The following is a 22,989-nucleotide window of genomic DNA, read 5'->3' as shown; positions in this document are numbered from 1 at the left end:
GAAACCTATGCCCCTCACCGAGCAGCAACTGCTGCAGATCCTTCCCAGCGCCGGCCATCGAGCCGGCGTTTTTGTTTCTGGAGCCTGACCATGCCTCGAATCAGCGCTGCCCAAGCGGGCGGCAAGAACGTCTGCGCATTCCTCGACATGCTGGCCTGGAGCGAAGGCACCCGGACCAGCCGCTACACCAAGGACGACGGCTACGACGTGGTGGTCGGCGGACTGGACTCGCCGAACACCTTCAGCAACTACTCCGGCCACCCGAACATTCTGGTGACGGTGAACAAGCAGGGGCTGAAGTCCACCGCGGCCGGCCGCTACCAACTGCTGTTCCGTTGGTGGAAGCCCTACCGCGATCTCCTCCAACTGAAGGACTTCAGTCCGGAGAGCCAGGATCGGGTGGCCATCCAGCAGATTCGCGAGCGCGGGGCTCTGGGCGACATCCAGGCTGGCCGGGCGCGCGACGCCATCGCCAAGTGCTCGAACATCTGGGCCAGCCTGCCGGGCGCGGGCTATGGCCAGCGCGAGCACCGGCTCGACGACCTGGTGCAGCAGTACCGCGCCGCCGGCGGGGTGGTGGCATGAGCGCCTTCGTCCGAGTGTCGCCGATTCTGGAGAAGGCAGACGGCAAGCTGTTCTTCCATTGCCCTGGCTGCGACATGCTCCACGGCATCAACGTTGAGATCGATGGTCCGCCGCGCTGGTCCTGGAACGGCAGCGTTGATAGGCCGACGCTCCAGCCGTCGATCCTGTGCCAGTACCCGTGGCGCTTACTGGAGAGCGGCGAGCGCGAGCAGGTCGTCTGCCACTCCTTCGTCACCGATGGGCGCATCCAGTACCTGAACGACTGCACGCATGCCCTGGCCGGCCAGACGGTCGATATTCCGCCGCTGGAGGATGACGAATGACCTGGCTCCTCAGCTACTGGCGCCAACTCCTGATGGTGCTGATCATCGCCGCCGTGGGCATTGGATGCTGGCGCCACGGCGTGACGACGACGGATGCAGCCTGGCAGGCTCGATGGGAGCAGCACCTGGCCGCCGACGCCGCAGCTACCGCCCAGGCCCTGGCCGAACAGCGCGTCATTGAGCAGAACCGCCAACAGTCCATCAACAAGGTGATGACCGATGCCCAACGTGAAATCGACCGCGCGGCTACTGATGCTGCCGCTGCTCGCGCTTCTGCTGGCAGCCTGCGGGACGCCGCCGACAAACTCGCAGCCCGACTGGCAGCAAGTGAAGCCGGCCGCGATACCTGCACTGCCGGAGCAAGCAAGGCAGCTGCCACTGCAGCCAGAGTGCTCGCCGACGTGCTCAGCCGCGCTAACGACCGAGCAACAATCCTGGCAGAAGCTGCTGACCAAGCCCGGGCCCGGGGGCTAGCCTGCGAGGCGGCTTACGATGGCCTGCAGTAGAATGCCGGCCTTCAATTATCGGAGATCGGCATGCTCATCATTCGTCAGGGCACTTTCTCGCGGCTTCAGCTGGAGCGCATGGTCGGCAAGGCCGGCAATTTCGGGATTTGGGAATATCACGTGTCGGCGAACTCCGACATGTTCCCCGGCCACGCGGCCGGCCGCCATGCCGCTATCTCCCCGGCGGAACCGAAAGAGGGGCAGGAGGTTGAAGCATTCGTCATGCTCCGGTCTAACTCCCCGCAGGATGAGTGGCGGCCGGCAGGAGCGGGTATTGCTGAGTATCGCTAGATCGATGTGGTAGGGCGCCCAGAACGAGCAGATGGGGGAATTCTGGGGGAATGAATCCCCCAAACAGCCATTCATGAACATGAAGCGCAATGCGTGAATGGTGCATGGATTCTGGTGTAGCGGGATGGAGGCAGCGCAAAGCGGGCCCTGAAAACGGATTCGAAATCCGTTGAGTCAGCAATGGCTCCTAGGGTTCAAATCCCTATCTCTCCGCCATTACAGATAGCCAAAGCCCCTGAAATGCCTAGCGTTTCAGGGGCTTTGTCTTTTCTGCGCCAGGGCAGTCGAAACCTCCGACGCAAGCCTGCTTCCGTTCCGTCAATGACTGCAGCAGAATGCCGGGAACATGGATGCCCGGGAAGCAGCGGATGCGTACCAACTACGTACTGATCGACTACGAAAGCATTCCAGTCCGGTCGCTCGACCTGCTGCAGGACGCGCATTTTCGCCTGCGGGTCTTTCTCGGCCCGAACAACTCCAGGCTGCCCACCGAACTGGTCGTCGCCATCCAGCGCCTGGGTGAGCGGGCGGACTACATCCAGCTCGAAGCCGCCGGCCCCAACGCCCTCGACTTCCATATCGCCTACTACCTGGGGCGCTTCGCCCTGGAGGATCCCACGGCTTTCTTCCACGTGATTTCGGCCGACAAGGGCTTCGATCCCCTGCTCAGGCACCTGAAGGGCAAGGGTATCTTCGCAATGCGTTCCGAAAGCATCGAGGCCATGCCCTGCTTCAAGGATTTGCCTGCACTGCAGGCGACGCTGGCAGCCAGCGCGGCAAGCGCGAACGATGCCAAGCCGGCCAGCCAGGCATCTTCCAAGCCTGCTTCCGAGAGCGATGCCCATCTGAAGACCGTCATGGCCGACCTTGTTCGTCGGAAGGCTTCGAAGCCGGCTTCGGTCAAGACGCTGACCAGCACGATTCGAGCGACGCTTGGCAAGGACACTCCACTGGCCGAGGCTGAGCGCGTTTACCAGCTCTTGTGCAAGCGTGGCCTTGTGAAGGTGAAAGGGCAGAAGGTCACCTATTCGCTGCCGGAGCGTGTCTAGGGATGGTTTCCATACACTGCGAATCTGGAGCTTGCGCATCCATGGGGATCAAGCCGAACGGGAGGGCGCTCTAGACGCTTGAGTTCTATGCGGGATGTAGGCGCCGCGATCAGGCAAAGCCCTGCAGATAGTCAAAGCTCCTGGAGCGCCCAGCGCTCCAGGAGCTTTGTCCTTTCTGCGTCTACCTCAATCCTGCCCCTTCCACGCCCCCGAAGTCGCCGCGGCGCGGAACTTGGCGCGATTGGCCGGGGTGTCGGCCGGTTCCGATTCGCCGAAGATCGCTTTCATCCAGTGGCCGTCGGTGGGGTTGGGGAAGAGGATGAAGCGCTCGCCGAACTGGGCGCGGTCCTCGTCGAGCAGGGCGGCGCGTTGCCTGGCGTCGTCGATGTAGTAGCGGCGTTTGAAGTCGTTGAGGTTGTCGCCCAGCATCAGCAGCACGTCGTAGCGTTCGGCGATGGCTTTCTGCGCGGGTTCCTTGTTGGAGCTTTCGCGCAGGATGGTGACGTGTTCCTTGTCGGCGAAAGGCACTTTCAGGCTGCGCAGGTTGTTCAGGGCGTATTCGTCGGTCCTGTCGCCCTGGTCGCGGCTGGAGACGTAGAAGATTTCCACGCCCCGGGACTTGGCGTAGTCGAGGAAGTCCAGCGCGCCGGGCGTCAGGGTGGGGCCGTTGGCGGCTACCCAGCGGTCCCAGAGGGCGTCGTCGAAGAAGTCCTTGCCCTGGCTGAGCAGGGCGCCCCAATAGCTGTTGCTGCTGAGGATGGTGTCGTCGAGGTCGCTGATGATCGCCGGTGGCCTGGCGCCGGGCTTGCGTTCGGCCAGGGCCTGGTCCAGGCGCAGCTTGGCCAGGTTGAAGCCCTGGTAGTAGAGGGCGCGGTATTCGGCGGCCGTCTGCCGCCAGGCGACGGCGGCGGTCAGCAGGTTGGGCGAGGCGGTGTCGGTTTTCGCAGTGTCGGCCAGTGCCAGTTGGAAGGGCGCGGCGAGGACGAGCAGGGCGGCAGCGATTGTCGTTCTTGGATTGGGCATGGGTGACGATCCTTGTGGCTTGTGTGCCATGGCGGCGGGGGTGGAGTTCTCATACCCCAGGCGGGGGCGGGCCTCAATCGGGGCGACGCATATCCGTAAGGAGTTGGCGTGCTTGCGGAAGGATCGGACCCGGTCGCGGGGGATGGCCTACAGACTCGTTCCGCCATGGGATTGGCGCTGTAGCCGGGCGATGGCGTGGGCGGGAGGTAATGTCGAATTGCCGCCAATCCGCGTAGGCGCTTTCCTGCCGATCTGCTAGCTTGCTCTATCGGATGCCTGGATCAGGATGATGTATGGGGGCTGTGGTCGGTAAGGGGTTGTCTTTCGCCAGGCGCATCTACGTGCCGCGCATGGTCGGGTTGGGCATCGGCTTCTTCTGCGTGGCGGCGGCGCTGGAGCCGTTGCAGCGGCCGGGTTGGGCCTGGGCTCTGCTGGTGGCCAACGGCTTTCTCTGGCCGCACCTGGCCTACCAGTTGGCGCGCCTGTCGCGGGCGCCGTACCAGGCGGAGCGGCGCAACCTGCTGCTGGATTCGCTGTTCGGCGGCTTCTGGGCCGGGGCCATGCAGCTCAACCCGCTGCCGAGCGTGACCATCCTGTCGATGATGGCGATGGACAACATCGCCGCCGGCGGCCTGCGCTTCTTCCTGCTGGGCAGCGTGGCGCAGCTGCTGGGCGTGCTGCTGGCCTGGCTGTGCTTCGGCATCGCCTTCACCGCCGTGGCCACGCCGCTGCAGGTGTATGCCTGCCTGCCGATGCTGGTGGTCTACCCGCTGGCGGTGGGCGGCGTGAGCTACAGCCTGGCCAGGCGCCTGTCCGAGCACAAGCAGGCGCTGCGCGCGGTCAGCCGCACCGACAGCCTCACCGGGCTGCTCAACCACGGTTCCTGGATGGACCAGCTGGAGAACGAATTCCAGAAGTGCCGCCAGCAGCACACCCGGGCCAGCGTGGCGCTGATCGACATCGACCACTTCAAGGGCATCAACGACCGCTTCGGCCATGTGCTGGGCGACATGGTTATCACCGAGCTCAGCCACCTGCTCACCCACTCGTTGCGTGAAACCGACACCCCGGGGCGCTATGGCGGCGACGAGTTCTGCGTGATCCTGCCCGGCACCACCCAGACGCTGGCGGTGGAGATCATGGAGCGCTTGCGCCAGAGCTTCGCGGAAAAGCACTACCAGTTGGCGACGGACCTGTCCGTCGGCCTGAGCATCGGCGTGGCGTCCTACAGCCCCTACCAGGTGGATGCCAGCGCCTGGCTGAGCGACGCGGACAAGGCGCTGTACCGGGCCAAGCACCAGGGCCGCAACCAGGTGGTGGGCGCCGGGCCTCAGCCGCAGTAGCCGTCCATCTTCAGCCGGTTCTTCTCGCTGGGGTCGGCCTGGTACTGCTGGCGCCAGAACTGGCAGGGCGCGCTGTTGAAGCGCTGTTCCCGCTCGCTCTGTTCGAGTTGCCGGCCCTGTTCGGCCTGGGCCTTGCGCTGGTTCTCCAGGTACTGCTGGAACATCGCCGCGTTGGCATCCGGGATGGGCGCCGGAGCGCTGGCCGGCGCCGGCGACAGGCCGGCGGGCAACGGCAGGGGCGCGCCGGGCCAGAAGCGCAGGAGCAGGACGCAGCTCAGGGCCACGGCGACGAAGCCCAGCCAGATGCCGGCGGCGATGCCGAGGGCGAGTTTGCAGAGACTGATGCTGGGCGAGGACATGGCGGCTCATCGTTGGGCGAAAATGCAATGGATAACCCAATTCCGCCGCCGGAGAAAGCCTGGGCGCGGCGCCCGGCGCCGCGCCTGAACACTCAGCCCTGCGGCTGTTCGAAGGCCTCTAGCGCGCGCAGCGAGTAGACGTAGGCGGCGCCGGCGTTCATGGCGATCGCCGTGGCCAGCGCCTGGGCTACTTCGGCCTCGCTGGCGCCGGCCTTGCGCGCAGCCTCGGCGTGCACGCCGATGCAGCCGTCGCAGCGGGTGGTGATGGCCACCGCCAGGGAGATCAGCTCGCGGGTCTTGGCGTCCAGCGCGTCGCCGTCCGCGGCGGCGGCATCCAGCGCCTGGTAGGCGGCGATCATCTTCGGATGTTTCTTACCCAATGAGCCGAAGGCCTTCTTCACCGCGGGAACGTATTCGGACCAGTTGAACAGCATGGCGGCATCTCCTTTTCGGGTTGACGGCCATGCAGCTTAGTCCGGGATTCGCCGGTCTGCGGGCGGGGCGCTCAGAGCGTCGCGACGATCTCGTAGGCCTGGCGCGCCGAGCCCAGGCCGACCTCGATCTCGTCGCCGGGGTGGCGGCCGAGCAGGGCGCCGCCCAACGGCGAGCGCGGGGTGATGACCAGGACCTCGTGGCCGTCCAGTTCGATCTTCAGACCGGCGGCGTCCGGACCCAGGAACAGCCAGCGACGGCGGTCCTCATGGTCTGCCAGTTCGACCAGGGCGCTGGTCTGGATGCCCAGGTCGGCGTCGAAGTCGCGCAGCACCAGCCCCTGGAACGAGGCGAGCGCCTGGCGGATCTCCTCCACCCGGCGCGATTGCCCGGCGGCCAGGTAGGCCGCTTCCAGGCCGAGGGTGTCGTACTTGTTCTCGGCGATGTTTTCCTCGTGGGTGGCGGCCTCGTGGGCGGTGCGCGCGGCGCGGACGGCGACATCGAGGTCGGCGTCGAGGCGCTGGAGGATCAACTGGTGGGCGCGTTGCTTGTCCATGGTGACGGCTGCCTGGGCATGAAGGGGCCTATCCTAGGGCCTTTGCCTGGCATCGGCGAATGGTCTTTCAAGTTTTTCCTACGGCAGTCGATAGAGCGGCAGAACACCCGGAAAAAGGAACCTCGGGCATGAACCTTTCCCTGACGCCCTCCAGCCAGACCTTCGCCGGCTCGTTGCGGATAGCGACCAGTGGCGATGCCAGCACGGCGGCCGATGCCGTCCAGGATGATGGTGCCGTAACCACCCGTGGCACGACGGCTGAAAACCAGGGCGCGGCCGGCGCCGGTGTCGAAAGCGGCGGCAGCTCCAGCGTCGCCGTCGAGCAGTTGCAGAAGCGCCTGCAGCAGTTGCAGAAGCAGTTGCAGCAGGAGCAGCAGGAACTGGCGGCCGCGCAGGAGCGGCAATATTCCTCGGAAAACGAGCGCACCGCGATCATCATGGCCCTGCAAAGCCGCATCGCCAGCACCAGCGCCGCCATGCAGGCCACGGCGGCGGCGCTGGCCGAGGCGATCCGCAATGGCGGCGGTGGCGCCGGTGCCTTGCTCAGCACCAGCGCCTGAGGCGCCTCAATAGCCGGCCAGGATGTTGACGATCACCCCGGTGGCGATGGCCACCAGCACGTAGTCGCCGTTGACGTACAGCCAGCGATGGTCGCGCGGCGGCGCGTAGAGGTGACGGGCGCGCCAGTCGGTGACCCAGTAGCGGTCGCTGCGGTAGACCGGCTGCACCACCACGCCGCGGCGCCATTCGCGATGCGGCACCGGCATGCCGGCCTGCGGGCGGAAGTGCGGGTCGCGGTAGTAGCGCGGATCGGCGTGGCCCGTGCGGCCCTGGTAGTGGCCGCCCTGGTGGCCTTTCTGCTGCTGGTATTGCTGGTGCTGCTGCGGGCGATTGTCCGGGCGGTTCGGGCCGTGGTCCGTGCCGGGGCCCGGCTGGGCGAAACTCGCCAGCGGGCTGCCGAGCATCAGGGCGGCACAGAGCAGGGCGACGGTCTTCTTCATGGTGTTCTCCTGGCGCGGCCGGCGGTTGCGGCGCGCGCTGCTATCGGTCGATCCCGGCACCGGGCGCAGCCGGTTCGGGTACTTCATGAGACCGTGCGTCCAGGTCAAGAAACGCCAATGTGGAGTAAAGGTCCGGTAAAGAATTCGTCGCTTTCGTCAGGGCGCTGATACATGGCCGCCCGAACCGCGTCCGGCGCTCTGCCGGAAAAGGGGAAGTGCTTTGTGCGGTTTTCACATTTGATGGTATGTTTGCATCAAATGCACGAAAGAGGTACGGCATGAGCGCACTGATCCGGGAAACTCCGTCGGCTGATCTGGTCCTGGCCAAGGCGGTACTGGCTGCCCGTGAGCAACTGGGCATGACGCAGCAGGAGCTGGCCGCCATCGTCGGCGTCGACCGCAGCGCGGTGAGCCGCTGGAAGAGCGGCGGCCTGCGGGTGGGCAGCAAGACCGGCGAGCTGGCGCTGCTGCTGGTGCGGGTATACCGCGCGCTCTTCGCCCTGTTCGGCGGCAACCTGGAGGACATGCGCCACTTCCTGCGCACCCCCAACCGCCACCTGAGCGGTGTGCCGCTGCAGCGGATGGAGCAGGTGCAGGGCCTGGTGCAGGTGGTCGAGTACCTCGACGCCATCCGGGGCAAGATCTGAATGGCCCTCGACGCCGGCGCCGAACTGTGGCGCGAATGCCGGGGCGAGCAGGTCATAGCCCCGCTGCGGGGCAAGCTGGTGCGCCTGGTGGAGAGCCAGGAGCAGGTCGCGACCCTGCAACTGGTGGATACCCTGGAGGAGCAGGCCCTGCTGGAAGAGCTGATCGAGACCAGCAAGCCGCACCTGCCGCCGTCCACCGAAACCCTGCACTACCTGCTCAAGACGCCGTTCCGCTACCCGCCGCTGCGCTGGGGCTCGCGCTTCGGCCGCCGCCACGAACCCAGCCTGTTCTACGCCGCGTTGCGCCTGGAGACGGCCATGGCCGAGGCGGCCTATTACCGCTTCGTGCTCTGGGAGGGGATGGCCAGCCCGCCGCCCAGCGGGCGCATCCTTTCCGAGCACGCTTCTTTCGAGGCGCGTTTCCAGGTGCAACGGGGCATACGCCTGCAGGCGCCGCCCTTCGACAGCTATGCCGAGCGCCTGCAGGACCCGCGGGACTACCGCCTGACCCAGGCGCTGGGCAGCGCCATGCGCGCTGCCGCGGTGGAGGCCTTCGAATACCGCTCGGCGCGCTGCCCGGAAGGTGGGCTGAATGCCGCGCTCTTCGTGCCTTCGGCCTTCGTCGACAAGCGCCCGCGCAACCTCATGCCCTGGCTGTGCGAGACCACCGCCGACTACGTGGCCTTCAAGCATGCCCAGGTGCCGGGGGCGCCGCGGCTGTTCCCGCGCGCGGGATTCCTGGTCGAGGGCGACCTGCCGCATCCGGCGTGACCGTCCGTCGTCCTGCCCGCGCGGGGTGGGGCGAACGCGCTAGCTTATTGCGCTGGCCAAGCAACGGAGTGCGCCATGGACATTCGCCTGGAAGCCCATCCCCATGACCGCCGCCAGTGGCGCGTCTACCTCAACCAGTACTTCTTCCAGTACCCCGACAAGCCCACCGCGCAACGCATGTACGAGCGCGTGCTGGAGTCGTTGGGCCAGGCCGCGCCTGTTGCCGGGGCGGGCAATATTCCTAGCCAGGAACGTCGGCGCAGAGCCCGCGAATGCGTCTGATTCGCTGCTGAAGCTTGCCTGAAAATCCCTTCGGATTGCCCTGAAATGAGGCGGTCCGCCCCTGTCCGGCGCGGACTTGTGCACAATGTTGGTGGCTGTTGTCAAGCACCGGAAACATTCCTCCGTAAGCGCTTGATTTTTCGTTGAGCGTTTGTAAATTATTGATTTTTAATGGCTTTATTTATTGGTGAAAAAAGCACCAATCTAAGCGGCAGCCCCAGCGGGCAAGGCGTATAAGACGTTTTCATCACCTTATCCACGCAGTTATCCACAGCTTCTGTGGATTGTCCCAAGCGCTTGCTTTCCTTCCGCGTTGTCAAGAGCCCTGACGGCAAAAGCCGCACTGAATTCCTATTCGCGGCTGCTACCATGGCGCGAATTTTCCTGCGACCACCCGCCCTGGAGCGCCCATGCCCGTCGACTTGCCCAACCTGCTGATCGGACTGCTGGCCGCCACGCTGCCGCTGGGCTGGTTGGCCTGGCACCTGCGCGAGCGCGCGGCGCGGCAGGAGAGCGAACTGGCGCTGTTGCGCGAACGCCTGACCACCGCGCAATTGGCCCAGGATGGCCTGGGCGCGCAACTGGAGGCCGAGCGCGAAGCCTTCCAGCGCCTGAGCGGCCGCCACGGCGAGCTGGCCGGCGAGGCCGCGGCCTTGCGCCGCGAGGTGGACCTGGGCCGCGCCGAGCGCGAGCGCCAGCAGCAGGCCGAGCGCAGTTGGCAGGCCGAGCGCGAGAGCCGCGAGGAGGAACTGCGCCGGCTGTCCGCCGAACGCGCCGCGCTGGCCGCCGAACTGCGCGAGCAGCAGGAAGGCCACCAGCAGCGCCTGGGCGACCTGCAGGCGGCGCGGGACGAGCTGCGCGCGCAGTTCGCCGAGCTGGCCGGGAAGATCTTCGAGGAGCGCGAGCAACGCTTCGCCGAGGCCAGCCAGCAGCGCCTGGGGCAGTTGCTCGACCCGCTGAAGGAGCGCATCCAGGCCTTCGAGAAACGCGTGGAAGAGAGTTATCAACAGGAAGCCCGCGAGCGCTTCTCCCTGGGCAAGGAACTGGAGCGCCTGCAGCAGCTCAACCTGCGCCTGGGCGAGGAGGCGACCAACCTGACCCGCGCGCTCAAGGGCCAGAAGACCCAGGGCAACTGGGGCGAGCTGGTGCTGGAGCGTGTGCTGGAACACGCCGGCCTGGAGAAGGGCCGCGAGTACGAGACCCAGGTCAGCCTGCGCGCGGCGGACGGCGAGCGCTTCCAGCCCGACGTGCTGATCCGCCTGCCCGGCGACAAGCAGGTCGTGGTGGATGCGAAGGTCAGCCTCACCGCCTACCAGCAGTTCGTCGCCAGTGACGACGAGGTGATCCGCCAGCAGGCGCTGAAGCAGCACGTGCTGTCCCTGCGCAACCACGTGAAGGGCCTCTCCGGCAAGGACTACCGGCGCCTGGAGGGCCTGCACAGCCTGGACTTCGTGCTGCTGTTCATGCCGGTGGAGGCGGCCTTCTCGGTGGCCCTGCAGGCCGAGCCGAACCTGTTCCAGGAGGCCTTCGAGCGCAACATCGTGATCGTCAGCCCGACCACCCTGCTGGCCACCCTGCGGGTGATCGACAGCCTCTGGCGTCAGGAGCGGCAGACGCAGAACGCCCGCGAGATCGCCGAGCGCGCCGGCGCGCTGTACGACAAGTTCGTGCTCTTCGTCCAGGACCTGGACGAGATGGGCTCGCGCCTGCAGCAGCTGGACAAGGCCTACGCGGCGGCGCGCAACAAGCTCTGCGAGGGCCGCGGCAACCTGATCAGCCGTGCGGAACAGGTCAAGCTGCTCGGCGCGCGGGCCAGCAAGAGCTTGCCGGGCGACTGGCTGGAGCGGGCGTTGGGTGATGAGCCGCAGGTTCTGGAAGAGGACAAATAGTCCTAGGCTGTGGCGCGGGGATTGAGTCCGCTCCCTCTCCCCAGCCCTCTCCCTGAAGGGAGAGGGGGCTAGTCCGTGCCGAGAGAAGGAATGGCTCCAGCCGGTAACCCTCGGTGTTGACGGCTAACTCCAGAACACCCAACTCTGCCCAACGGTCCCCTCTCCCTGAAGGGAGAGGGGGCTTGTCCGTGCCGAGAGAAGGAATGGCTCCAGCCGGTAACCCTCGGTGTTGACGGCTAACTCCAGAACACCCAACTCTGCCCAACGGTCCCCTCTCCCTTCAGGGAGAGGGTTAGGGAGAGGGTGCTCTTGCTCTTACCCGGAACTCCCCTCAACCCCGCGCCGCCCGACTCGCCGCCGGCGAGCGCGCCAGGTAGTCCAGGGCCTCCTGGGTGTTGGCCTCGTGGTCCGGGTGGTACCAGGGCTTGAAGTAGCGCAGGAAGCTTCCGGCCAGCGAGGCTCGCCGCGGCAGCAGGCCGCGCTTTTCGCTGTCGCGCCAGATGCGCCAGAAGGGCCGCGGCCTGCCCAGGCTCGGGTCCTGGCGGGCTAGGGTGCGGGTGCCGAAGGCGAACAGCCAGATGATCAGCGGCCAGACCACGAACATCCACAGCTGGCGGCTGATGAAGCTGCCGCCCAGGTGCACGTGCAGGTCGTGGGCGACGTTGCGGTGCTCCACTTCCTCGGCGCCGTGCCAGCGGAACAGGTCCAGCAGCACCGGGTCGGAGCCGGCGCGGTCCAGCGCCTCGGCTTCCAGCACCCATTTGCCAAGCACACAGGTGAAGTGCTCGACCGCCGCGACTATGGCGCAGCGCTGGCCGATCCACCAGCGGCGCAGCCAGGGCGTTCTGTTGAACAACTGCAGCCCCAGCGGGGTGTCGCTAAGCAACTGCTCGAACAGGTAGTCCATGGCCTTCAGGTAGCGGCTGGAGTCGATGCCGTGCACCGTCAGGTAGCGCTCCACGGCGCCGGAGTGGGCGCGGGCGTGCATCGCTTCCTGGCGGATGAAGCCCTGCACGTCGTCGCGCATGCGCGCGTCCTTCACGAAGGGCAGGGCCTTGTTGTACAGGCGGCAGAACCACAGCTCGCCGGCCGGCAGCATCATGTGGATGACGTTGATGACGTGGGAGGCCTCGGCCTGCCCGGGGATCCAGTGCAGCGGCGAGGCGCTGTAGTCGAACTGCACCTTGCGTTGCACCAGGCGGTGATGATGGTCGGTCATGGTTGGCCTCGGGAAGTCAGGTCGAAACGGGCGAACAGGCGCGACAGGCCGGGCAGCAGGCGCCACTGCCAGCGCGCCAGGTGCACCTCGGCGCCGGCGGCGACCACCGGTTGGTTGCGCTGCACGGCCTGGACGATCTTCTCGCCCACCCTGTCCGGGCTCAGCCGGCGCCGGCGGTAGAAGCGCTGCACCTTGGCGCGGCGGCGGGCCTGTTGCTCCTCGCTGAGGCCGGCGAAGCGGGTGGCCTGGACGATGCCGGTGTCGACGAAGCCGGGGCAGGCGGCGCTGACGCCGATGCCGTGCCCGGCCAGTTCGGCGCGCAGGCATTCGCTGAGCATCAGCACCGCCGCCTTGCTGGTGGCGTAGGCCGGGTAGTTGCGCGAGGGCGCGAAGGCCACGCCGGAGGCGACGTTGACCAGGTGCCCGGGCTTGCCGGCCTCGACCATCTGCCGGCCGAACAGGCGGCAGCCGTCGATGACGCTCCACAGGTTGACGCGCAGCAGGCGCTCCCAGTCCTGCGCGCTGGTGTCGAGCATGGCGCCGGCCAGGCCGATGCCGGCGTTGCTGACCACCACGTCGGGCACGCCCAGGCTGCTTTTCACCCAGGTGGCGAAGCGCTCCATGGCGGCGCTGTCGCCGACGTCCACGCAATAGCTGAAGGCCGTGGCGCCACGGCTGCGGGCCTGGGCGGCGCTGGCTTCGGCGGCGGCCGGGTCGATGTCCGCGGCGAGCACGCTGGCGCCCTGTTCGGCGAAGCGCAGTAGCGTGGAGCGGCCGATGCCGCCGCCGGCGCCGGTGACCACCACCAGCTTGCCGGCGAAGGGCCCGGCGCCGGGTTTCTGCTGGGCGCGCTGCAGCGGCTGGCTGGCCTCGCCGCCGTCGATGTGGCGGGCGAATTCGTCGATCCAGCCGGCCAGCTGTTCCGGCTCGGCGAGCAGTTGCCAGTGCCCGGCGGTCACCTCGCGGCGCCACAGCCGCGGCGCCCACAGCGAGAGCTGCTGGAACAGCTGCTGGCCGACGTAGCGGTCGCGGGTCGGCACCACCAGTTGCACCGGCACCTCGGTATGGCGCTTGCGCGGCTTGAAGATCGAACCGATGAAGTTGGCCCGGTACAGCTTCACGCCGTGCTCGCCGTCGCTGGCCTGGTGCGGGTTGCGCCCGGGGTTGCGGATGCCCTCGACCTTGCGCAGGTACTGCGGCCACAGGTGCGCGGCGCCCAGGCGCCAGGACAACGCCGGCAGCAGCGGCAGGTGGAAGTAGTAGATGTACCAGGAGTGCAGCAGCTGGCTGAGCATCTGCAGCAGCGCGGCCGGGCGCCTGCGTCGCAGGCGGTCGCGCATCCAGTGGCCGACGTGGTCCAGGCAGGGCCCGGAGATGCTGGTGTAGGAAGCGATGCGTTCGCGCAACGCCGGGTCGGTGACGCTCTCCCAGGTCTGGATCGAGCCCCAGTCGTGGGCCACCAGGTGCACCGCGCGTTCGGGGCTGACGGCGTCGAGCACGGCTTTCAGGTCCTGGCTGAGCAGTTCCAGGCGGTAGTCGCGGGTGCGCCGCGGCTTGTCCGAGGCGCCGGCGCCGCGCACGTCGTAGGCCACCACCTGGTAGCGGCCGAGCAGGCGGGCGATCAGCGGCAGCCAGACCTCGTGGTTGTCCGGGTAGCCGTGGACGAACAGCAGCATCGGCTTGTTCGCATCGCCCCAGCGGTACACCGCCAGGCGCACCGCGCCGGATTGCACGTCGAGGCGTTCGGCCGGCGGCAGGCCGGGGTTTTCGAGCATGGCGTTCATGCGGCCTCCCGTGCAGGCGGCGGGAGCGGATGGACGGACGGGGTGCCTCGGGGCATGACGTTCTCCAGGCCATTGTTGTTGTACGGAGCGACCATGACATTGGTCGATGTCACGATGGATGCTGACCCATTCGCCCCGCCCGCGCCATGCCCGGCGGCGCTGTTACCAATGCGGGCAGCGGCGCGCAGCCCAGTCGCCATGCGGGTTTGGCGGAAAGGGCAGGGTACGCGGGGCGATGAAGTCCCGCCTTTGGTTGGGCGTTGTGACGGGCTTCGCAAGCGCTTGGGTATCGATGCCTTGCGGTTGTGGCCGGCGCCGGGCGCTGGCTATGATCGCCGCCATGAGCACGCCCCTGAGCCTTCTGCAGCGCCTGCTCCAGCGCCCCGAGCAAAGCCCGGCGGAGATGGAGGACGAGCGCGAATTCAGCGTCGACGAGCTGGCCCGCGAGGCCGGCAGCACGGTGCGCAACATCCGCGCCTACCAGGACCGCGGCCTGCTGCCGCCGCCCGAGCGGCGCGGCCGCAGCGGCGTGTACTTCGCCAGCCACCTGCGCCGCCTGCGCCTGATCGGCGGCCTGCTGGAGCGCGGCTACGGCCTGTCGAACATCAAGGAGCTGCTGGAAAGCTGGGAGCGCGGCCACGACCTCGACCACGTGCTGGGCCTGGACCAGGCCATCCTCGGCGCCTGGAACCTGGAGACGCCGGGGCAGATCGGCTTCGACGAACTGCAGGCGATCTTCGGCGACGAACTCGACGACGAGGTCATCGACCGCGCCCTGCAGCAGGGCCTGCTGCAATTCGACGGCGAGCGCATCAGCATTCCCAGCCCGCGGTTGTTCAACGCCGGCGTCGAGCTGTACCGCTCGGGCATTCCCCTGGCCGCGCTGCTGGAGCACCTGGCGGTGCTGCGCGGCGACACCGAGCACCTGGCCGCCGGCATCGTGCGCCTGGTGGTCACCCACCTGGTGGACAAGCGCGGCGCCGAGCTGCTGCCCGGCGCGGCCGACCTGGAGCAACTGGCCGAGGTGTTCATGCGCCTGCGTCCGCTGGCCGAGCAGGTGGTGCTGGTGGAGCTGGCGCGGGGCCTGAAGCGGTCGGCCAACGAGATGCTCGGTGAGCGCGTGGGGGAGATCCTCCGCCAGTTCGAGCAGCCGCGCTGACGCCGCTTCTGCAAGGTGCTTTTCGTAGGATGGGTTGAGCTTGCGAAACCCATGCGGTCATGGCGATGGGTATCGCTTCGCTCCACCCATCCTACGGGCGTTGCATTGGCTCGTCTGATCTACACGAAGAGCAGCGTCAGCGCCCCCGCGGCGAGGCCGGCGACCATCACCGGTACGCAGCGCAGGGCCAGCCGGGCGCCGCCGACCAGGGCGATCAGGACGGCCTTGACCAGGCTGTTGCTGACCACGGCGAGGACGATGCCATGCCCGGCCACTTCGGCGTCCAGCCCGCCCAGGGCGTTGCTGGCCAGGGACAGGGTGATGGCGTCGACGTCGGCCAGGCCCGAGAGCAGCGCCACCAGGTACACGCCGACGTCGCCCAGGTAGCGGTGCCCGGCCTCGACCAGGAACAGGATCAGCGCCAGCAGGGCGGCGAAGCGCAGGGCCGGGCCCAGTTCGAAGGGGTTCTTCAGCGGCGGTTCGCTGGTGGCGGGCGTCTCGTCCCGGCTGGCGCGCTGCCAATACAGCAGCGCGCCGCCGGCATAGACCAGGGTGGCGACGATCAGCGGCGGCAGCAGGTCCGGCAGCAGCTCGACGTTGACCAGGCCGACCTCCAGGGCCACCCGCGGGAACATCAGCGCCGAGGTGGCCAGCAGGCCGGCGGCCAGCAGCGGTTGCAGGCGGCGTTGCCCGTGCATGCCGGCGAGGGTGAGGGTCATCGCCGTGGACGACACCAGGCCGCCGAGCAGCGCGGTGATCAGCAGGCCGTGGCGGGTGCCGGTGAGGCGCACGGCGACGTAGGCGGCGAAGCCCAGGCCGGCGATCAGCACCACCATCCACCAGCTGGCGTAGGGGTTGAACACCTGCCAGGGACCGTAGCCCTGGTTGGGCAGCACCGGCAGCATCACCACCGAGATGAACAGCAGCTTGAAGGCCGCCGAGAGTTCGCGGGCGTCCAGGTGCTTCAGCGCGGCATGCAGGGATTCCTTCAGGCTCAGCAGCAGAGCCACCACCACGCCGCCGCCGGCGGCCAGCAGGCGGCTGTCGGCCACCGCCAGGCTGCCCAGCAGGAAGGTGGCGAGCAGGGCGACCTCGCTGGTCATGCCCTGGTCGCCGCTGCGGCCCACGTCGGCCAGGTAGCCGGCCACCGCCAGCAGGCCCACCAGCAGCGCCATCACCGCCCAGGCCCAGACGCCGAAGTGCCCGGCCAGCAGCGCGCTCAAGCCGCCCAGCAGGCCGGCCAGGGTGAAGGTGCGGATGCCGGCGACCTGGCGGATGTCCTCGAAGTCGCGCTCGCGCCAGCCGCGCTCGGTGCCGACCAGCAGGCCGATGGCCAGGGCGGTGGTGAGGTCGAGGACGAGTTCCATGTGGTCCAGCATCGCGGGGCGGCTCCGTGCGGGGATGCTGGGAGTCTAGAAGCTGACGGCGTGGAGGGGATGTTCCAGGTCAAGGTGGGGGATTTCATTCGTGATTCGCGGCGGGACGTCCGGCTATCGCGGACAAGGTTCCGGTGGGCATGGCTCCTACGAAGAGCTTCGCGGTGTAGCCGGCAAGACAGTTGCTCCTACGTCATGCCACCTCCGGACCCATTTGTAGGAGCGGGCCCTGCCCGCGATTCGCGTGCAGGGCGCGCTCCTACAAGGGCGTGGCGCGGCTGGGGTGGCGTAGGCGGATCTCATCCGCGAATTGCGCCGGTGGTTCCGGCTATCGCGGACAAGGTCCTACCCCTCAGACAGGCACAAGACCCGTAGGATGGTGTTGAGCGAAGCGATACCCATCAGCGCAACCGCATGGGTTTCGCAAGCTCAACCCATCCTACGCAAAGCACTCTGGTGCGGCTTGCAAGACAGTTGCTCCTACGGGGGAGGAATACCGTGCCTCCCGGAACCGTAGGGCGGATAACCGTTCGCGGTTATCCGCCGATACGCCGGGGCCACAGCCAACGCCAAGGTCAACCCCGGAGCCGCCGGCAAGCAAGGCCAGGCGGCGCATAACGCCGTAGGCGTTATGCGCCCTACGACGTCCGCTCAGCGCAGGCTCAGGTGCCGGCTCAGCAGCGCCCGCAGCGCCGCCGGTTTCACCGGCTTGGCGAGGAATTCCAGGCCGGCGGCGTGGATCTGCGCCACCAGCTCGGGGCGGGCGTCGGCGCTGATCACCACGCCGGGCACCGGCTCGCCCAGGCGCGTGCGCAGCCAGGCCATCAGCTCGGCGCCGGTCTCGCCGTTGTCCAGGTGGTAGTCGATCAGCGCCAGTTCCGGGCGCGCGTCGCTGTCCAGCAGTCGCTCGCACTCGGCCTTGCTGCGCGCGGTGAGCACGCGGCAGCCCCAGCGGCTGAGCAGGCTGTTCATGCCGACCAGGATGCTGTCCTCGTTGTCCACGCACAGCACCTGGGCGCCGTTCAGCTCGGTGGGCACCTCGGCCTTGTGGCCGTTGAGCTCGGCCGGCGCCGGTTGCCGCGCCAGCGGCACGCTGACGCTGAACACGCTGCCCTTGCCCGGCCAGGAGCGCACCTGCAGGCGGTGGCCGAGCACCTTGCACAGCCGGTCGGCGATCGCAAGACCCAGGCCCAGGCCCTTCTCGGCGCGGGTCTGGTGGCTGTCCAGGCGCTTGAATTCCTCGAAGATCACGCTGAGCTTGTCCTCGGGGATGCCCGGGCCGCGGTCCCACACTTCCAGGCGCAGGTGCCCGTCCTCGCGGCGCACGCCCAGCAGCACGCGGCCCTTGGCGTAGCGGAAGGCGTTGGTCAGGAAGTTCTGCAGCACCCGACGCAGCAGCTTGATGTCGCTGTCCACCCGCAGCTTGCTGCCGCGCAGGTGGAAGTCGATGCCCTGTTCCTGGGCCAGGGCGCGGAACTCGGCGCCCAGCGGGTCGAGCAGGGCGCTGAGCGGGAAGGCCGCGCGCTCGGCGCTGACGCGGCCGCTTTCCAGGCGCGAGATGTCCAGCAGGTCGGTGATCAGGTCCTCGGCCGAGCGCAGCGAGGAGTCCAGGTGGCGCACCAGGTCGCTGGACTCGCCGGGCAGTTCGCTCTGCGCCAGCGCCGCGGAGAACAGCCGCGCGGCGTTCAGCGGCTGCATCAGGTCGTGGCTGACCGCGGCGAGGAAGCGCGTCTTCGACTGGTTGGCGGCCTCGGCGGTGCCCTTGGCCTCGGTCAGCGCCTGGTTCAGCTGGGAGAGTTCCTGGGTGCGTTCCTCGACGCGCTGCTCCAGGCTCTCGTTGGCTTCCTTGAGGCCGTGCTCGGCGTCGCGGAACGCGGTGATGTCGGTGAAGCTCATGACGAAGCCGCCGCCGGGCATGGGGTTGCCGATCAGCTCGATGACGCGGCCGTTGGGGAACAGCCGCTCGGAGGTGTGCGGGGTGCCCTGGCGCATCCAGTACAGGCGCTTGGCCACGTGCAGGTCGGGGTCGCCGGGCCCGCACAGGCCGCGCTCGGCGTTGTAGCGGATGATGTCGGCGATCGGCCGGCCGACGTGGATCAGTCCTTCGGGGTAGTCGAACAGCTCGATGTAGCGGTGGTTCCAGGCCACCAGGCGCAGCGACTGGTCGACCACGCTGATGCCCTGGGTGATGTTCTCGATGGCGCCCTGCAGCAGCGCGCGGTTGAACTGCAGCACCTCGGAGGCTTCGTCGGCGATCTTCACCACGTCCTCCACCTGCATCTCGCGGCCCTCGATGGCGGCCTTCACCACCGCGCGCGCCGAGGAGGCGCCGAGCACGCCGGCGAGCAGGCGCTCGGTGTGGGCGATCCACTCGTCGTTGGCGTTCTGGCTGGGCACGAAGCCCTTGCCCTGGCGGTAGGCGAAGCGGATGAAGCTCTGCCGCGCGCGCTCCTCGCCGACGAAGCGCGCGGCGAGCATCAGCAGGTCTTCCAGCTGCACCGCCAGCATCGAGCGCGAGCTGAGCCGCTGGGAGATTTCCTGGCCGATGAAGCGGCTGGCCTGCCAGTGCTCGGAGACGCGGGTGCGGGAGAACACCGAGACCAGGCCGAACAGGGCGAAGTTGCCGATCAGCGAGAGCAGCACGCCGAGGGTCAGCGGCTCGATGTTGATGCCGAAGGGGTGGGCGGCCAGCCAGGTCAGCCCGGGGAAGTGCTCCAGTGGCCAGCCCAGGCTGCGGGCGATCACCGGCAGCACCAGGGTGTAGGCCCAGAGCGCGGCGCCGGCGGCCAGGCCGGCGAACACGCCGCGGCGGTTGGCCTGCTTCCAGTACAGCGCGCCGATCATCGCCGGGCCCAGCTGGGCGATGGCGGCGAAGGCGATCTGGCCGATGGTCGCCAGGCTCGCGGTGGAGCCCAGCAGGCGGTAGCTGACGTAGGCCAGCAGGAGGATCAGCGCGATGCTCACCCGGCGCACGGTCAGCAGCCAGTGGCGGAACACCTCGAACGGCTGCTCGGCGTCGGTGCCCTTGCGGCGCAGCAGCCAGGGCAGCAGCATGTCGTTGGAGACCATGGTGGACAGCGCCACGCTGGCCACGATGACCATGCCGGTGGCCGCCGAGGCGCCGCCGATGAAGGCCAGCAGCGCCAGCGCCGGGTGCGCCTCGGCCAGCGGCAGGCTGATCACGAAGGAGTCGGGGATGACCCCGGCCGGCAGCTGCATCTGCCCGGCCAGGGCGATGGGCACCACGAAGAGCGCGGCCAGCACCAGGTAGGCGGGGAACACCCAGCGCGCCAGGTTGAGGTCGCGCGGCTCGATGTTCTCCACCACCAGCACGTGGAACTGCCGCGGCAGGCACATGATGGCGGTCATGGCCACGCCGGTCTGCAGCAGCATGGCCGGCCAGTGCACGGTCTCCTGCCAGTATTCGGCCAGCTGCGGGGCGTCGCGGGCCTTGTCGAACAGGTCGCCGAAGCCGTCGTAGAGGCCGAAGGTGACGAAGATGCCCACGGCGAGGAAGGCGGTCAGCTTGACCAGCGACTCGAAGGCGATGGCCAGCACCATGCCGCGGTGGTGCTCGGTGACGTCCAGGCTGCGGGTGCCGAAGACGATGGTGAACAGCGCCAGCACCAGCGAGACGATCAGCGCCGTGTCCTGGGCGCGGCTGCCGCCGGAGTCGGCGCCGGCGCCGATCAGGAGGTTCACGCCCAGCACGATGCCCTTGAGCTGCAGGGCGATGTAGGGCAGCACGCAGACCACGCAGATCAGCGCCACCACCACCGCCAGGGCCTGGGACTTGCCGTAGCGCGCGGCGATGAAGTCGGCGATGGAGGTGATGTTCTCCTGCTTGCTGATCATGATCATCTTCTGCAGCACCCAGGGCGCGAAGAGCATCAGCAATACCGGGCCGAGGTAGATCGGCAGGAACGACCAGAGCTGGCCGGCGGCCTGGCCGACGGCGCCGAAGAAGGTCCAACTGGTGCAGTACACCGCCAGCGACAGGCTGTAGACCCAGGCGCGCAGGCGCGGCGACAGGGGCGCGCGGCGGCGGTCGCCATAGAAGGCGATGGCGAACAGGATGGCCATGTAGAGAAGGGCGACCGTGGCGATCAGCCCACTGGACAACGACATGCGAACTCCGACAAATCGACTCGCTCCCCCGCAGGAGCTGCTGGGATGCAGTTTCGCACCAAAGTCCGATGCTGTCAGAACCCCTGCGACCAAGGTCTCAGAGGCCGCTTGCCGCAGTGGGAAAGCGCTGGTAGCTTTGCCGGCCTTTTCGCCCGGCCCCCGCCCGTCGCGCCCTGGCGCGGCTGTGGCACTATTGCCGGGCGCCGGGTTCCGATAGGAGCCGGCGGAAAGTCGAGGTACGAGGAGGGGCCATGTTCAGACCGTCACCCATCACCCTGCAGCGCGGTGCGCTGCGCCTGGAGCCCATGGTCGAGGCCGACGTGCCGGACCTGGTGGCTCTGGCCGAGGCCAATCGCGAGGCGCTGAAGTTCATGAGCGCGCCGCAGCGCCCGGACTGGTACCGCAACAGCCTCGCCGAGCAGCGCGAGGGCCGCGCCCTGCCGCTAGTGGTGCGCCTGGGCAACCAACTGGTGGGCACCACCCGCTTCATGGACTTCCTCCCGGCGCTGCCGGCCTGCGAGATCGGCGGCACCTGGCTGGATGCGGCGCAGCACGGCACCGGGCTGAACGCCAGCATCAAGTACCTGATGCTGCGCCAGGCCTTCGACAACTGGAAGATGGTCCGCGTGCAGCTGAAGACCGCCGCCAGCAACCTGCGCTCGCAGCGCGCCATCGAGAAGCTCGGCGCGGTGCGCGAGGGCGTGCTGCGCAACCACCGGCGCCTGGCCGGCGGGCGCCTGGACGACAGCGTTCTCTACAGCATCACCGACCTGGAGTGGCCGCAGGTGAAGGCCGCCCTGGAAGCCGGCTTCATCGGCTGAGGCCCCGGCATGCCCCTCGACAGCGCCCAGGGTGAGCAGACGCGCTTCTGGCGGGCCCAGGAACTGGGCGGGCTGGAGTTGCTGCACGCGCGCTTCATCGAGCAGCGCTTCGCCCCCCACGTCCACGAAGGCTTCGCCCTGGTGCTGATCGAGCAGGGCGCCCAGCGCTTCCGCCACCGTGGCGCCGAGCACCTGGCGCCCAGCGGCAGCCTGGTGCTGATCAATCCCGACGAGGTCCACACCGGCTCCAAGGCCCACGAGGCGGGCTGGTTGTACCGGGGGTTCTATCCGGAGATCGGGCAGGTCGGCAGCGTGCTCGACGAGCTGAAACTGGGTGGCCGCGGCCTGCCGACCTTCGACGCCAGCGTGTTGCACGATCCCGAGCTGAGCCGTGCCTTCCTGCACGTGCACCGCCTGCTGGAATCCAATGCCAGCAGCCTGGAGCGCCAGACCTGCTGGCGCGAGGCATTGCTGTTGCTGTTCCAGCGCCACGCGCGGGTGCCCGAGGCGCGCCCGGCCGGCCAGGAACCCCAGGCGGTGGCCCGCGCCCGCGAGCTGCTGGCGGCCCGGCTGGTCGAGCCGCCGTCGCTGGAAGAGCTGGCGGCGGCGGTGAACCTGTCGCCCTTCCACTTCGCCCGGGTGTTCCGCAAGGCCACCGGCCTGCCGCCCCACGCCTGGATCAAGCAACGCCGCCTGGAACAGGCCCGCGCCCTGCTCAAGGGCGGCTGCGCGCCGGCCTCGGTGGCGGCGCAACTGGGCTACGCCGACCAGAGCCACCTGAGCCGCCAGTTCAAGCAGGCCTACGGCGTGGCGCCGGGCGAATACCGCCAGGCCTGCGGACGCTCCGGCCTGCCACCCGGCAACCTGTAGCGGGCCCTGCCCGCGATTCGCGCGCAGGGCGCGCTCCTACATGGAATGGTGCGGGTGAGGCAGCGTAGGAGCGGATCTTATCCGCGAATCGCGCCGGTGGTTCCGGCTATCGCGGACAAGGTCCGCTCCTACGGGGGGAGGAATACCGTGCAACCTTGTAGGAGCGGGTCCTGCCCGCGATTTCGCGCGCAGGGCGCGCTCCTACATGGAATGGTGCGGGGGGCGGCGTAGCGGATCTTATCCGCGAATCGCGCCGGGGGTTCCGGCTATCGCGGACAAGGTCCGCTCCTACGGGGGAGGAATACCGTGCAACCTGTAGGCGGGCCCTGCCCGCGATTCGCGCGCAGGGCGCGCTCCTACATGAAATGGTGCGGGTGGGGCGGCGTAGGAGCGGATCTTATCCGCGAATCGCGCCGGTGGTTCCGGCTATCGCGGACAAGGTCCGCTCCTACGGGGGAGGAATACCGTGCAACCTGTAGGAGCGGGCCCTGCCCGCGATTCGCGCGCAGGGCGCGCTCCTACATGGAATGGTGCGGGTGGGGCAGCGTAGGAGCGGATCTTATCCGCGAATCGCG

23 protein-coding genes and 1 pseudogene are annotated in these 22,989 nt (G+C 68.2%); 15 read left to right on the top strand and 9 right to left on the bottom strand.

The genetic code is table 11. The features are described 5' to 3' along the window. Positions 1-7 precede the first annotated feature (7 nt). The 6 genes and pseudogenes from PcP3B5_RS32255 to PcP3B5_RS22320 all read left to right on the top strand — a co-directional run. A pseudogene (locus PcP3B5_RS32255) lies at positions 8-76 on the top strand (glycoside hydrolase family 19 protein); the annotation flags it as partial. A 14-nt stretch (positions 77-90) separates the two neighbouring features. Next, positions 91-585, top strand: a complete 495-nt coding sequence (locus tag PcP3B5_RS22340) for a glycoside hydrolase family 24 protein (protein WP_061562419.1) — start codon at positions 91-93, stop codon at positions 583-585. Beyond that, a complete protein-coding gene (locus tag PcP3B5_RS22335; protein ID WP_061562418.1) occupies positions 582-908 on the top strand; it encodes a ubiquitination-like system serine protease family protein in 327 nt (108 codons plus the stop codon). The genes PcP3B5_RS22340 and PcP3B5_RS22335 overlap by 4 nt, the downstream gene beginning before the upstream one ends. Further along, positions 905-1,414, top strand: coding sequence for a DUF2514 family protein (locus PcP3B5_RS22330; RefSeq protein WP_061562417.1), 510 nt, complete (start codon positions 905-907; stop codon positions 1,412-1,414). Before PcP3B5_RS22335 ends, PcP3B5_RS22330 begins: the two co-directional genes overlap by 4 nt. A gap of 30 nt (positions 1,415-1,444) precedes the next feature. After that, the gene (locus PcP3B5_RS22325) at positions 1,445-1,705 is read left to right on the top strand and encodes a hypothetical protein (protein ID WP_061562416.1); all 261 of its coding nucleotides are present in this window, start codon (positions 1,445-1,447) and stop codon (positions 1,703-1,705) included. A gap of 368 nt (positions 1,706-2,073) precedes the next feature. Further along, positions 2,074-2,754: a PIN domain-containing protein gene (locus PcP3B5_RS22320; protein ID WP_064583934.1), complete on the top strand. Its 681-nt coding sequence runs from the start codon at positions 2,074-2,076 to the stop codon at positions 2,752-2,754. A 186-nt stretch (positions 2,755-2,940) separates the two neighbouring features. Here the strand turns inward: PcP3B5_RS22320 and PcP3B5_RS22315 are convergent, their stop codons facing one another. Next, a complete protein-coding gene (locus tag PcP3B5_RS22315) occupies positions 2,941-3,777 on the bottom strand; it encodes a 5'-nucleotidase, lipoprotein e(P4) family (RefSeq protein WP_043271102.1) in 837 nt (278 codons plus the stop codon). Positions 3,778-4,070: 293 nt separating this feature from the next. On the opposite strand from PcP3B5_RS22315, the gene PcP3B5_RS22310 reads away from it, so the two are divergent. After that, positions 4,071-5,120, top strand: coding sequence for a diguanylate cyclase (locus tag PcP3B5_RS22310; protein WP_043315592.1), 1,050 nt, complete (start codon positions 4,071-4,073; stop codon positions 5,118-5,120). On the opposite strand, the gene PcP3B5_RS22305 is transcribed toward PcP3B5_RS22310, so the two are convergent. The 3 genes from PcP3B5_RS22305 to PcP3B5_RS22295 all read right to left on the bottom strand — a co-directional run bounded on the left by PcP3B5_RS22305 (position 5,108) and on the right by PcP3B5_RS22295 (position 6,467). Continuing rightward, positions 5,108-5,479: a hypothetical protein gene (locus PcP3B5_RS22305; RefSeq protein ID WP_043271100.1), complete on the bottom strand. Its 372-nt coding sequence runs from the start codon at positions 5,477-5,479 to the stop codon at positions 5,108-5,110. The two genes, PcP3B5_RS22310 and PcP3B5_RS22305, sit on opposite strands and share 13 nt — an antisense overlap. 92 nt (positions 5,480-5,571) lie before the next feature. Further along, positions 5,572-5,913 (bottom strand): carboxymuconolactone decarboxylase family protein, encoded by a 342-nt coding sequence (locus PcP3B5_RS22300; protein WP_009620588.1) that lies wholly within the window; start codon positions 5,911-5,913, stop codon positions 5,572-5,574. A gap of 71 nt (positions 5,914-5,984) precedes the next feature. Further along, positions 5,985-6,467: a GreA/GreB family elongation factor gene (locus PcP3B5_RS22295; RefSeq protein WP_043271098.1), complete on the bottom strand. Its 483-nt coding sequence runs from the start codon at positions 6,465-6,467 to the stop codon at positions 5,985-5,987. Positions 6,468-6,595: 128 nt separating this feature from the next. On the opposite strand from PcP3B5_RS22295, the gene PcP3B5_RS22290 reads away from it, so the two are divergent. Then, positions 6,596-7,027, top strand: a complete 432-nt coding sequence (locus PcP3B5_RS22290; protein ID WP_043271096.1) for a hypothetical protein — start codon at positions 6,596-6,598, stop codon at positions 7,025-7,027. Between the two features lie 6 nt (positions 7,028-7,033). On the opposite strand, the gene PcP3B5_RS22285 is transcribed toward PcP3B5_RS22290, so the two are convergent. Beyond that, entirely contained in the window at positions 7,034-7,468 is a 435-nt protein-coding gene (locus PcP3B5_RS22285; protein WP_043271560.1) for an RcnB family protein, read from the bottom strand. A 278-nt stretch (positions 7,469-7,746) separates the two neighbouring features. Between PcP3B5_RS22285 and PcP3B5_RS22280 the strand changes: the two genes are divergently transcribed. The 4 genes from PcP3B5_RS22280 (at position 7,747) to PcP3B5_RS22265 (ending at position 11,057) form a co-directional block, all read left to right on the top strand. Continuing rightward, positions 7,747-8,115 carry an antitoxin Xre/MbcA/ParS toxin-binding domain-containing protein gene (locus PcP3B5_RS22280; protein ID WP_043271094.1) on the top strand — a complete coding sequence of 123 codons (369 nt, stop codon included), beginning with the start codon at positions 7,747-7,749 and terminating at the stop codon, positions 8,113-8,115. After that, positions 8,116-8,886: an RES family NAD+ phosphorylase gene (locus tag PcP3B5_RS22275; RefSeq protein ID WP_043271092.1), complete on the top strand. Its 771-nt coding sequence runs from the start codon at positions 8,116-8,118 to the stop codon at positions 8,884-8,886. A 75-nt stretch (positions 8,887-8,961) separates the two neighbouring features. Then, positions 8,962-9,168 carry a hypothetical protein gene (locus PcP3B5_RS22270; RefSeq protein ID WP_043271090.1) on the top strand — a complete coding sequence of 69 codons (207 nt, stop codon included), beginning with the start codon at positions 8,962-8,964 and terminating at the stop codon, positions 9,166-9,168. Between the two features lie 524 nt (positions 9,169-9,692). After that, complete coding sequence (locus PcP3B5_RS22265) at positions 9,693-11,057, top strand: DNA recombination protein RmuC (RefSeq protein WP_162493543.1); 1,365 nt, start codon at positions 9,693-9,695, stop codon at positions 11,055-11,057. Positions 11,058-11,388: 331 nt separating this feature from the next. Here the strand turns inward: PcP3B5_RS22265 and PcP3B5_RS22260 are convergent, their stop codons facing one another. After that, positions 11,389-12,276: a metal-dependent hydrolase gene (locus PcP3B5_RS22260; RefSeq protein WP_043271086.1), complete on the bottom strand. Its 888-nt coding sequence runs from the start codon at positions 12,274-12,276 to the stop codon at positions 11,389-11,391. Next, a complete protein-coding gene (locus PcP3B5_RS22255; protein WP_043271084.1) occupies positions 12,273-14,060 on the bottom strand; it encodes an SDR family oxidoreductase in 1,788 nt (595 codons plus the stop codon). Before PcP3B5_RS22255 ends, PcP3B5_RS22260 begins: the two co-directional genes overlap by 4 nt. 460 nt (positions 14,061-14,520) lie before the next feature. On the opposite strand from PcP3B5_RS22255, the gene PcP3B5_RS22250 reads away from it, so the two are divergent. Continuing rightward, the gene (locus PcP3B5_RS22250; protein ID WP_237143113.1) at positions 14,521-15,219 is read left to right on the top strand and encodes a MerR family transcriptional regulator; all 699 of its coding nucleotides are present in this window, start codon (positions 14,521-14,523) and stop codon (positions 15,217-15,219) included. Positions 15,220-15,338: 119 nt separating this feature from the next. Here the strand turns inward: PcP3B5_RS22250 and PcP3B5_RS22245 are convergent, their stop codons facing one another. Further along, positions 15,339-16,598 (bottom strand): MgtC/SapB family protein, encoded by a 1,260-nt coding sequence (locus PcP3B5_RS22245; protein ID WP_009620567.1) that lies wholly within the window; start codon positions 16,596-16,598, stop codon positions 15,339-15,341. A 648-nt stretch (positions 16,599-17,246) separates the two neighbouring features. Next, on the bottom strand, positions 17,247-20,723 hold the full coding sequence (locus PcP3B5_RS22240) for a PAS domain-containing hybrid sensor histidine kinase/response regulator (protein ID WP_061562415.1): 3,477 nt from the start codon (positions 20,721-20,723) through the stop codon (positions 17,247-17,249). A 251-nt stretch (positions 20,724-20,974) separates the two neighbouring features. On the opposite strand from PcP3B5_RS22240, the gene PcP3B5_RS22235 reads away from it, so the two are divergent. Further along, positions 20,975-21,544 carry a GNAT family N-acetyltransferase gene (locus PcP3B5_RS22235; protein ID WP_009620564.1) on the top strand — a complete coding sequence of 190 codons (570 nt, stop codon included), beginning with the start codon at positions 20,975-20,977 and terminating at the stop codon, positions 21,542-21,544. Between the two features lie 9 nt (positions 21,545-21,553). Continuing rightward, a complete protein-coding gene (locus PcP3B5_RS22230) occupies positions 21,554-22,414 on the top strand; it encodes an AraC family transcriptional regulator (protein ID WP_061562414.1) in 861 nt (286 codons plus the stop codon). Positions 22,415-22,989 lie beyond the last annotated feature (575 nt).

Origin of the sequence: Pseudomonas citronellolis (assembly GCF_001586155.1) — a bacterium.
In the GTDB taxonomy this organism is placed as follows: Bacteria; Pseudomonadota; Gammaproteobacteria; order Pseudomonadales; family Pseudomonadaceae; genus Pseudomonas; species Pseudomonas citronellolis.
Note: the sequence above shows the minus strand (reverse complement) of the source record. Positions and strands in the feature narration are given on the sequence as shown.

What these genes read in the sequence shown, in the direction of transcription:
- PcP3B5_RS22340 (WP_061562419.1), top strand. Translation starts at nt 91, where the DNA reads ATGCCTCGAATCAGCGCTGCCCAAGCGGGCGGCAAGAACGTCTGCGCA.
- PcP3B5_RS22335 (WP_061562418.1), top strand. Translation starts at nt 582, where the DNA reads ATGAGCGCCTTCGTCCGAGTGTCGCCGATTCTGGAGAAGGCAGACGGC.
- PcP3B5_RS22330 (WP_061562417.1), top strand. Translation starts at nt 905, where the DNA reads ATGACCTGGCTCCTCAGCTACTGGCGCCAACTCCTGATGGTGCTGATC.
- PcP3B5_RS22325 (WP_061562416.1), top strand. Translation starts at nt 1,445, where the DNA reads ATGCTCATCATTCGTCAGGGCACTTTCTCGCGGCTTCAGCTGGAGCGC.
- PcP3B5_RS22320 (WP_064583934.1), top strand. Translation starts at nt 2,074, where the DNA reads ATGCGTACCAACTACGTACTGATCGACTACGAAAGCATTCCAGTCCGG.
- PcP3B5_RS22315 (WP_043271102.1), bottom strand. Translation starts at nt 3,777, where the DNA reads ATGCCCAATCCAAGAACGACAATCGCTGCCGCCCTGCTCGTCCTCGCC.
- PcP3B5_RS22310 (WP_043315592.1), top strand. Translation starts at nt 4,071, where the DNA reads ATGGGGGCTGTGGTCGGTAAGGGGTTGTCTTTCGCCAGGCGCATCTAC.
- PcP3B5_RS22305 (WP_043271100.1), bottom strand. Translation starts at nt 5,479, where the DNA reads ATGTCCTCGCCCAGCATCAGTCTCTGCAAACTCGCCCTCGGCATCGCC.
- PcP3B5_RS22300 (WP_009620588.1), bottom strand. Translation starts at nt 5,913, where the DNA reads ATGCTGTTCAACTGGTCCGAATACGTTCCCGCGGTGAAGAAGGCCTTC.
- PcP3B5_RS22295 (WP_043271098.1), bottom strand. Translation starts at nt 6,467, where the DNA reads ATGGACAAGCAACGCGCCCACCAGTTGATCCTCCAGCGCCTCGACGCC.
- PcP3B5_RS22290 (WP_043271096.1), top strand. Translation starts at nt 6,596, where the DNA reads ATGAACCTTTCCCTGACGCCCTCCAGCCAGACCTTCGCCGGCTCGTTG.
- PcP3B5_RS22285 (WP_043271560.1), bottom strand. Translation starts at nt 7,468, where the DNA reads ATGAAGAAGACCGTCGCCCTGCTCTGTGCCGCCCTGATGCTCGGCAGC.
- PcP3B5_RS22280 (WP_043271094.1), top strand. Translation starts at nt 7,747, where the DNA reads ATGAGCGCACTGATCCGGGAAACTCCGTCGGCTGATCTGGTCCTGGCC.
- PcP3B5_RS22275 (WP_043271092.1), top strand. Translation starts at nt 8,116, where the DNA reads ATGGCCCTCGACGCCGGCGCCGAACTGTGGCGCGAATGCCGGGGCGAG.
- PcP3B5_RS22270 (WP_043271090.1), top strand. Translation starts at nt 8,962, where the DNA reads ATGGACATTCGCCTGGAAGCCCATCCCCATGACCGCCGCCAGTGGCGC.
- PcP3B5_RS22260 (WP_043271086.1), bottom strand. Translation starts at nt 12,276, where the DNA reads ATGACCGACCATCATCACCGCCTGGTGCAACGCAAGGTGCAGTTCGAC.
- PcP3B5_RS22255 (WP_043271084.1), bottom strand. Translation starts at nt 14,060, where the DNA reads ATGAACGCCATGCTCGAAAACCCCGGCCTGCCGCCGGCCGAACGCCTC.
- PcP3B5_RS22245 (WP_009620567.1), bottom strand. Translation starts at nt 16,598, where the DNA reads ATGCTGGACCACATGGAACTCGTCCTCGACCTCACCACCGCCCTGGCC.
- PcP3B5_RS22240 (WP_061562415.1), bottom strand. Translation starts at nt 20,723, where the DNA reads ATGTCGTTGTCCAGTGGGCTGATCGCCACGGTCGCCCTTCTCTACATG.
- PcP3B5_RS22235 (WP_009620564.1), top strand. Translation starts at nt 20,975, where the DNA reads ATGTTCAGACCGTCACCCATCACCCTGCAGCGCGGTGCGCTGCGCCTG.
- PcP3B5_RS22230 (WP_061562414.1), top strand. Translation starts at nt 21,554, where the DNA reads ATGCCCCTCGACAGCGCCCAGGGTGAGCAGACGCGCTTCTGGCGGGCC.